Source organism: Seonamhaeicola marinus (assembly GCF_008085455.1).
Window position 1 is genome coordinate 19,858 of record NZ_VSDQ01000852.1, and the last position, 9,812, is coordinate 29,669.

At 36.0% G+C, this 9,812-nt stretch carries 7 protein-coding genes; 4 read left to right on the forward strand and 3 right to left on the reverse strand.

Annotated features, from left to right (window positions below; all coding sequences use genetic code 11):
- Window positions 1-3: 3 nt before the first annotated feature.
- The 3 genes from FUA24_RS23935 to FUA24_RS23945 all read right to left on the reverse strand — a co-directional run bounded on the left by FUA24_RS23935 (window position 4) and on the right by FUA24_RS23945 (window position 5,001).
- Complete coding sequence (locus tag FUA24_RS23935; protein WP_148545851.1) at window positions 4-2,490, reverse strand: glycoside hydrolase family 2 protein; 2,487 nt, start codon at window positions 2,488-2,490, stop codon at window positions 4-6.
- A gap of 23 nt (window positions 2,491-2,513) precedes the next feature.
- A complete protein-coding gene (locus tag FUA24_RS23940; RefSeq protein WP_148545853.1) occupies window positions 2,514-4,076 on the reverse strand; it encodes a sugar porter family MFS transporter in 1,563 nt (520 codons plus the stop codon).
- 157 nt (window positions 4,077-4,233) lie between these two features.
- A complete protein-coding gene (locus FUA24_RS23945) occupies window positions 4,234-5,001 on the reverse strand; it encodes an IclR family transcriptional regulator (protein ID WP_148545854.1) in 768 nt (255 codons plus the stop codon).
- Window positions 5,002-5,108: 107 nt separating this feature from the next.
- Here FUA24_RS23945 and FUA24_RS23950 point away from each other — a divergent pair, with 107 nt between their 5' ends.
- Genes FUA24_RS23950 through FUA24_RS23965 form a run of 4 tightly spaced genes read left to right on the forward strand, consistent with a single transcriptional unit; the run spans window position 5,109 to window position 9,647 of the window.
- Window positions 5,109-6,179, forward strand: a complete 1,071-nt coding sequence (locus FUA24_RS23950) for an L-rhamnose/proton symporter RhaT (protein WP_148545856.1) — start codon at window positions 5,109-5,111, stop codon at window positions 6,177-6,179.
- Window positions 6,180-6,197: 18 nt separating this feature from the next.
- A complete protein-coding gene (locus FUA24_RS23955) occupies window positions 6,198-7,349 on the forward strand; it encodes an ABC transporter substrate-binding protein (RefSeq protein WP_148545858.1) in 1,152 nt (383 codons plus the stop codon).
- Window positions 7,350-7,352: 3 nt separating this feature from the next.
- Window positions 7,353-8,495 (forward strand): CaiB/BaiF CoA transferase family protein, encoded by a 1,143-nt coding sequence (locus FUA24_RS23960; RefSeq protein ID WP_148545860.1) that lies wholly within the window; start codon window positions 7,353-7,355, stop codon window positions 8,493-8,495.
- A gap of 3 nt (window positions 8,496-8,498) precedes the next feature.
- Window positions 8,499-9,647 carry a CaiB/BaiF CoA transferase family protein gene (locus tag FUA24_RS23965; protein WP_317131977.1) on the forward strand — a complete coding sequence of 383 codons (1,149 nt, stop codon included), beginning with the start codon at window positions 8,499-8,501 and terminating at the stop codon, window positions 9,645-9,647.
- Window positions 9,648-9,812: the final 165 nt, after the last annotated feature.

A 9,812-nucleotide genomic window follows, 5' to 3' on the forward strand; every position in this document is an offset into this window, starting at 1 on the left:
CTCTTATAGTTTATCAAATCCTCTTGCTATTGGTAATTTTTCATCGGCTTCTAGTTCTCCTTCTTCTGCCCCTAATCCTGGAAAATATCTAAAGTAATTAGCCCAACCATACTTTTGCTTTATCTCAAAAGCTTCTAAACCAATAGCTCTTAACGCCGCCTTTTCTTTTACTTTATCTTCCACCAATAGCATATAATCATTAGAAGATAACACATTACCATTGGCATCTTCTAATATCATTTCCACATAGAATTTATCGCCAATTTTCCCTGGAACTTTACAGGACACATCAATAAATTTGGTAGAACTATCACCCGCTACCTCTTCAAATTTATAACTTTCTTCTTTGACTAGTTCTTTATTTGGACCTAAGAATTTTATTGATGCTTTACAATTCTTAAATGATTTATAGTAGTCATTTACAACCCATAATTCACCTTTAAATTCTTCTTCCGGAAGCCATCTTCTATTGTAGTGTTTCATTGTTAACAAAACAGGTTGATAGGCTTTTCTAACATGGTCAAAAGATAACTTCTTTTCTTGATAGTAGTCTACAATTCCCCATTTCATATCTGGAGCAAAAGTTATGTAATGACAAATACAAATAGCACTTGTCTTGGGTTTTCTAGTTCTAAAATGTTCTAAGGCATATTGAAAAATAACACCTTGAGCAACTTGAGTAGCCGTTACAAAATGCTCTAAACTGTCTGTTGCCTGATCTCCGAGTACTTCAAAGTTTAAAGTTCTTAATGCATCAAAATCCGTCCAATGATGTCCCCAACTTGGTCCTGGTGGCCAAATTTCTTCTTCAGGAATAAATTTCTTAATACTATCAATATTTGGACATGACGAAATTGCTAACTCCGGTATTACCGCATAATCCAGACTTGGAAAATAATCTTCCATTACAAACTCCCCTTCACCATAAAACAAATCATTAGCATGAAAGCTTTCTTTAGGTTTAAACCCAAGATTGAGTCCTACCTCATCACTTAAAGGTGATGACGGAATGTAATGCAGGGGCGTATAAGGTTTAATAGCTTCCCCTAACTCATTTACAAAATTTAAATTGTGCTGAGGGTCTGAAGCGGTCATGAACAACTCCTCCGAACCTTCTAGTAGAACTATACTTGGATGGTTTCTTTGTGCCTTTACAGAGGCTATAGCCTCAGCAAAAACGGCATCTTTAAACTCTTGATCTTTAGGTAATGAAAGACTTGCTAGTGGCAATACATCTTGCCAAACTGTAATTCCGGCTTCATTACATAATTCATAGAAATATGGAATTTCTTCGGGATGCCAACCAAAGATTCTTAAATTATTAAAGTTAGCTTCTTTTGCTAATCTTATTAACTCTTTGTACTTGCTTTTATGAGCTCTACCCATAAAAATATCTGGTGGACCTCCCCATGTTCCTGAGCGCATAAAATGGCGTTTACCATTTATCATAACCGTCCAAGGGTTTTCTACTTCATCTAAAGTGAACCCTGGGTTATGTTCCATGTTTACTTCTCTAATACCAAAAGAGGTTTCTGTTACATCCAGAATAGACCCATCGGCCTCGGTAACTTTAACTGTAGCAGTATACAAATTTTGATCTCCTAAATCCCAAGGCCACCAAAGCTTGGCATCATGTATATCTAAACTTAGTTCTAAATTGTGAGATCCAGAATTCATGTTTATATCAGTATTAATAGTATAGTTTTCTGATTTGAAATTTTTACCTTCAATATCTACTTCAACTCTTATTTGGTTACTAGAGTTATTGTGGTTTTGGAGCTCAATTTCAATATCTAATCTTGCAGAATTCTCAGATAAAACCGTTTGTTTTACGTAGGTATCTTCTATGGTAATGTTTCCCATAGCTTCTAAATACACAGGTTTCCAAATTCCTGTTGGAGGTAAGGCAACCCAATAATCTCCATGCCACGCGGGTTTTCTACCCGCTACCTGACTGTAGCGTCTAGGAGCTGGGTGTAAACGGACCATGAGCACATTAGTTCCAAACCTCAGACGTTCAAATCGGATGGTTTTTGACACATCAAATTTAAACTGAGAAAACATGCCCTCGTGTGTTCCTAATAATTCACCGTTTAACCAAACATCACAACCAAAATCTACACCATCAAACACCAATTGAATACGCTTGCCTTCCATTTCTTTTGGAACATCAAACTGACGCTTGTACCACCACTCATTTTCGGGAACCCATTTAGCTTTTAAACTGTTTCTTCCAAAATGAGGATCTTCAATTCTACCCTGTCTCCAAAGGTCTGTATATACATCACCTGGCACTTTGGCAAATCCCCAATTGAATGCGTCTCCGGTGATGTCAAAATTTAACTCATGGAATCCGATTTTAACACCTTCGCCTGGCCTAATACCTTCCATTTGCCAATTGTTCCCAGAAAGATCTAAGACAATTTTGTCATTAGAGGTTTCCCCATTTCCTTGGAGATATTCCTTTTCGTCTTGACTAATGTTCTTCATTTAGTTCGTATTTTTCTAATATTTTATTTAGTTAGTATTTTTTCTAGCTCTTCTAAAGACTTCCCTTTAGTTTCGGGTACTTTCCACCATATTAAAATGAAACCAATAATGGCAAATACAGCAAAGGTTAGAAACGTTAAAGTGTTTCCTAATTTTGAAAGCTCCCATGGGAATAACAACTGTACAAAAAAGCCCACCATTAGGTTAACCAAGCCCACTACAGCAATAGCAATTCCTCTAATTTTATTTGGAAACAACTCTGAAAACAGCACCCACATAACGGGACCTATAGACATTGCAAAAGCCCCAACAAATCCAATAATGCCTATTAAAATTAATGAGGTATTCATTTTGGCAGCCGCTGTTACTAAAGTGCCCTCATTAACATGCGCCGATTCTTTTCCTAAAACTGAAACTAAAGCCGACTTGAAATCAATATCATTGTCAAAAACTTTATTTTCGAGTTTCACTATACTTTCTTTATCAATACTTGGAGGTAAATTTGCAATGGAATCTTTGTTTAAAGCATAGGAAGCGCTACCAAAACCATAACTCAAAATAAACAGACAAATAGCTATTCCTGCCATACCAATAATTAATAGTGGCTTTCTTCCAAACCTATCTATGGTTAACATAGCGATAATGGTAAAACCAAGATTTGTTAGCCCTACCAAAGCGGCTGAAACAAAAGAAGCATCGGTTCCTATTCCTGTTTGTTCAAAAATCATTGGAGCATAGAACAATACCGCATTAATGCCAACTATTTGTTGAAATATGCCTACTATTAGTCCTATGATAACCACTTTTCGCATATTCCTTTGGAATAAATCTGAAAGTTTAGCTCTCTTCTTATCCTTATTTAAACTTATACTTAGAGCAACTTCTTCCATTCGCGCTTCTAAATCCGCATTTGGTACCACTTTTTTCATAACCTCAAGGGCCTCGTCGTTGCGTTTCTGCAGCATTAACCAACGTGGGCTTCTGGGAACAATAAACAATCCGAAGTAATACAATAGTGCTGGTAAGGCTTCTAAACCAAGCATCCAACGCCAATTCCATTTACCCAGACCTATAGTTTCTGCCCAAGAAGCATTAGAATTTCCCCATTTTAAAATCAAGTAATTCGTAAAAAAAGCAACTGAAATACCGATAACTATATTTAACTGATTAAAGGACACTAATTGCCCCCTTTTTTCTGGTGGTGCCACCTCAGCAATATACATTGGCGCTATAATTAAAGCGGCTCCGACTGCCAGACCACCAATCATTCTGAAAACTATTAACCAGAAAAAAGTTAGAGAAAGTGCAGAACCAACGGCCGATATAGTAAATAATATTGCAGCATATTTTAGTAATAAACGCCTACCATAAACATCACTCATGGGTCCAGCAATTAGCATTCCAATGGCAGCTGTTAAGGTAATTGAACTCACAGCCCACCCTAATTCTATCTTCGATAAGTTAAATTCTGGCTCAATAAATTTTACCACACCAGAAATCACAGAGGCATCAAAGCCCAACAAGAATCCGCCTAATGCAACTATTGCAGCTATTTTAATTATGAATATTTGGTTTTTGGAAGACATTTAGTTTAGTTTATATACAAACTTACCATTTATATATAAAATAAAACTAAACAAAAGACTTGACAAAAACTATACAAATAGGAATTTGCTGCTTTTTAACACTTAAAAAACAACGTAATACGTCTTTAGGAAAATTTGAGTTGTGTGTATTAAAGGGTTACCCTCCAATAAGCTTATTAATTTGTTCTTGGGTATGTTTTAAACTATCTATTATAGTTTGTACATCTAGTTCTTCTTCTAATGTAGATGTAAAGACAGAAACCGCTAATACAGCTTTTAATTCGGTATTATTGCCAACAGGAACTGAAATATCTGTAACACCACTAGTTAATTTACTTTTAGCATAACGGTGTCCTTGCTCCTTTACCAATTCAATTTCTTGATTTAGAGCATCCTTTTCTTCTTTTGACCACTTTTTATAATAGGCATCTCTCGAAAGGATATTTAATCTTTCTTTTTTTGATAGCGTAGATAAAAACGTTATTCCAGAAGATGTCATTGATAAAGGAAAATGCGTACCCTCTTCAATAGAAAGCGATACAGCACTAGGGCTTCTCATTTGGGAAATAATTAAAAGCTGATCGTTATTCATTATACTTAAATGACAGGACTGTCTTGTTACCTCCGATAACATTTGCATTGGGTAATGCGCTACCCTTTTTAATTCATCAAAAGGCGTATGCGAATGCGAAAGACTATACATCTTTAAAGACAACCTATATTTACCTGCATTAGCTCCTCTTACAATGTATCCGCGTTCCTCTAAGCACACCAGCATTCTATAAATTTCACTTGGAGTTCTATTTATGCCTTGAGCAATTTCAGCTTGTGTTAAAGGAATCCTTTCTTTAGATAAATATTCTAAAATATCTAAACCTTTATCTAAAGCAGGAGCGTTATATTTTACAGTATTTGAATCAGCCATATTTAATAATGAATTACGCAATATTAATAAAACTATTCTAATTTCTTTGTTTATTTCATATATAAAACATAATTTTGTATTTAAACTAATTAAACTTAAATTCAATTATGGCTAATCCGATTTTAGGAACTCTCATTCATGCTGTTGGTGGTGTAGCTGCTTCAACATGTTATGTTCCTTTTCAAAAAGTAAAAAAATGGTCCTGGGATTCTTACTGGATTGTACAAGCTTCATTTGCTTGGTTTATATTCCCTTTCTTAATAGGTTTCTTAACTGTTCCTAATTTACTAGACGTATTTAATGATGCCTCAAATGAAATCCTAATTAACGCAACACTATTAGGAGCCATATATGGTTTTGGAGGCATGTGTTTTGGATTCGCCATAAGACATATAGGCTACTCTCTTACCTATACAATTTCCATTGGTATATCGGCCATATTAGGCACCATTGTTCCATTAATAATGCACGGAACTTTAGTTGAAAAATTTAACGCTCCTGGTGGCTATACAATCTTCTTCGGAATGTTCTTGGCACTAATTGGTATTATCATTTGTGGGGTTGCTGGTTATCGTAAAGAAAAAGACTTAAAAAACAATAATGCTAACAATGGAGAACCCCTAACCTTCAACATGAAGAAAGGTTTAACACTAACTCTAATTGCCGGTGTTCTATCTGCAGTATTTGGTATTTCCTTAGAAGTTGGTGCTCCTGTGGCTGAAATTGCCGCTGACTATGGTGCTGGTAATTTTGAAGGCAATGCTAACCTAATTCTTTCAACGGGAGGTGCCTTTATTACTAACTTTATTTGGTTTACAATTGTTGGCTTAAAGAACAAAACTCTAAAAGAGGTTGTTGACATAAAAGGGGTTGGCAAAAAGCATTACTTTTTAAACTTAGGAATGTCTATTTTAAGTGGTGCCCTATGGTATGGACAGTTTTTCTTTTACGGCATAGGACATGTTCAAATGGGAGCCTACAAATTTGCAAGCTGGGTTTTACATATGTCCATGCTTATATTTTTTAGTTATATAGTAGGTATTGTTTTAAAGGAATGGAAACAAGTTACCAAGCGCACCTATTTTACATTAGTTATTGCTTTGGTAGTTTTAGTGATATCCTTCATCATTATAGCATATGGAAGTAAACTAGGAACAGATATTTCAACAGGTCATTAAAAATAAAAAATTAGATAAATGAGTACTGAACGTGTACAGTTAAAAGGAATTACTTGGAATCACAGTAGAGGTTTTACCTCTGTGGTTGCAACAGCACAACGTTTTTGTGAATTACACCCTAATGTTGACATAGTATGGGAAAAAAGGTCGTTACAGGCTTTTGCAGATGAACCAATTGATGAACTAGCCAAACGATACGATTTACTAATTATAGATCACCCTTGGGCTGGTTTTGCAGGTAAAAATAACGTCATATTACCTCTAGATGAATACTTACCCGAGGAATTTATGAAAGACCTTGAGGATAATACCGTTGGACGTTCTCACGAAAGTTATTCTTCTAACGGCCATCAATGGGCTTTAGCAGTAGATGCCGCTACTCCAGTGGCTTCTAGTAGACCAGATATTTTTAAAGAAAAAGGGTTAGAACTACCAAAGGCCTATAATGATTTACTAGCACTTGCTAAACAAGGTTTGGTTATTATGCCTGGAATTCCTCAAGATACATTAATGAATTTCTACATGATGTGTTGTAACTTAGGTGAAGAAGTTTGTACATCACCGGACTATGTGGTAAGCGAAGAAATTGGCATAAAAGCTTTAAAAATGCTAAGAGAATTGGCTGTGGAAATGGATCCGCAAATTTTTGACTGGAATCCTATTCAATGCTACGAAGTCATGACGCAAACAGACAAATATGCTTACTGTCCGTGGGCATATGGTTACACCAACTACAGTAGAGATGGTTATGCGCGCAAGTTACTTCACTTTCATGATATGGTAGAAATTAATGGTGTTGGTGCTATTTCTACGCTTGGAGGTACAGGACTTGCTGTTTCTGCTCAAACAAAAGCCATTGATACCGTAATGAAATACGTGGAATACACAGGATGTGAAGCTTCGCAAAAAACAATTTTCTTTGATAATGGCGGACAACCAGGACACAGAAAAGCTTGGACAGACGCGCACACAAATACGGTTACAAAAGACTTTTTTAAGAATACTTTACCTAGTTTAGACAGAGCCTTTTTAAGACCGCGTTACAACGGGCATATGTATTTTCAAGATAGAGCTGGCGCTCCAATTAGAGATTATATGATGAATGGTGGAGATGAAAAAGTTTTATTAGATAGCTTAAACACTTTATACAAAAAATCATTAGATATATAAAAGATGAAACCATTAGAAGGCATTACGGTACTTGAGTTTGCGCAGTTTATGGCAGGTCCTTCGGCTGGATTAAAATTAGCAGATTTAGGTGCTCGTGTTATAAAAATTGAACGTCCCGTTAAGGGAGAAGCAGGAAGACAGATAGCTCTTAAAAATTTGTTTTTAGACGGTAGCAGTTTGGTATTTCACACTGTAAATAGGAATAAAGACTCTTATGCTGCAAACCTGAAAGACCCAGAAGATTTAGAACGTGTAAAAAAACTAATTGCACAAGCTGATGTTATGACCCATAACTTCCGTCCAGGTGTTATGGAAAAAATTGGACTAGATTATGAAACGGTACAACAAATAAATCCACAGCTAATTTATGCTACCGTAACAGGATATGGAGCTGTTGGACCTTGGGCTAAAAAACCAGGGCAAGACTTACTTATACAATGCATGTCTGGTTTTGCAAATTTAACTGGAAATGCGGATGACAACCCCATTCCTGTAGGTGCTGCATTGTCCGATTTAATTACTGGTGTACACTTATCTCAAGGTATATTATCTAGTCTTATTAGAAAAGAAAAAACAGGCAAAGGCGCATTAGTAGAGGTTAGCTTATTAGAGTCTACTTTAGATTTTCAATTTGAAGTAATTACAACATACCTCAATGATGGTCATAAAAAACCTGTACGGGCAAAACAAGGAAATGCTCACGCCTATCTAGGAGCGCCTTATGGCATTTACAAGACACAAGACGGTTACATTGCACTTGCCATGGGCTCTTTAATTAGACTCGGTGAAATATTGCAATGTGAAGATTTAACCAAATATTCAGATTCAGATTCATGGTTTAGTCAGCGTGATGAAATAATGGATATCCTTCGCTCTTTTCTAATAAACAACACCACTGCGCATTGGTTAGGTTTGTTGGAGAGCGAAGGCATTTGGTGTTCAGATGTTTTTGATTACGAAACTCTTCTAAACCATGAAGCTTACAACGTTTTAAATTGGGATCAAAAATTACAATTACTTTCTGGTGAAGAAGTACACACCACCCGTTGTCCTATTAGAATTAATGAAGAACGTGTCTTTGCTGAAAAGCCTGCACCAAGAGTAGGCCAACATACAGAAGCCATTATTAAAGAATTTAATCTATAAGTTATGATGAAACCATTAGAAGATATACTAGTTATAGATTTAAGTCAGTTTCTATCTGCTCCATCAGCCACGTTACGCCTGGCAGATTTGGGAGCCAGAGTAATAAAAGTAGAGCGTCCTGAAACAGGAGATATTTGCCGACAGCTATATGTGTCAAATACTATTTTAAATGGAGAATCTTCTGTTTTTAGAGCTATCAATAGAAACAAAGAAAGTTTTCAAGCCGATTTAAAAAACGATAGTGATAAACAACGGGTTCTCAAACTCATTGAAAAAGCCGATGTACTTGTTCATAATTTCCGTCCCGGAGTTATTGATAGACTTGGGTTTGATTATGATACCATAAAAAAAATAAATCCAAGAATAGTTTATGGTGAGATTTCAGGCTATGGCACAGAAGGACCATGGAAAACTAAACCTGGGCAAGATTTATTATTGCAATCACTATCTGGTTTAACCTGGTTAAATGGTAATGAAGGTAATGGCCCCACACCCGTAGGACTTGCTATAGTAGATATTTTATCGGGAGGACATTTGGTTCAAGGTATCATGGCAGCTTTATTAAAACGCATTAAAACTGGCATTGGCAGCAAGGTATCCGTAAGTATGTTAGAATCTATTTTAGATTTTCAATTTGAATCCATTACCACTTTTTATCATGATGGTGGGCAACCAACAGTAAGACCTCAACGCCATAGTGCTCATGCTTATTTAGGAGCGCCTTATGGCGTTTACCAAACTCAAGACGGCTATTTAGCCTTAGCAATGGGCTCTATTCCGTTTTTAGGTGAGTTATTAGGAAACGAAAAATTACGAGAATTTCAAGATGTCGAAAGTTGGTATAACCAAAGAGACGAGATTAAAGACTTACTTGCAGAGACACTCTCTAATAAAAGTACAGAACATTGGTTATCTATATTAGAACCTGCTGATATTTGGTGTGCTAATGTAATGACATGGGATACACTTTTTGAACTAGAAGGTTTTAAAATATTAGATATGATTCAAGAAGTAGTTATGGGCGATGGTTTTAAATACCAAACCACACGCTGCCCTATTAGAATTGATGGCGAAGTTCTAAAATCTCCTTTAGGTTCACCTGCGTTAGGCGAACATACACAGGCTATAATTAATGAGTTAATTTCAGTGTAATGGCAAATTCCAAATTTAGAATAGCTGTTAGAAAATTTGATGCTTTTGAATCGGCAATTGATAAGCTATGGAATAAATTCTGCCAACAAACGGGTTGTAACTTAGAATTAGCGGCAGTTCCGTTAGATCTACACCCACTTTATGACACCATTTTAAAAGACGAAG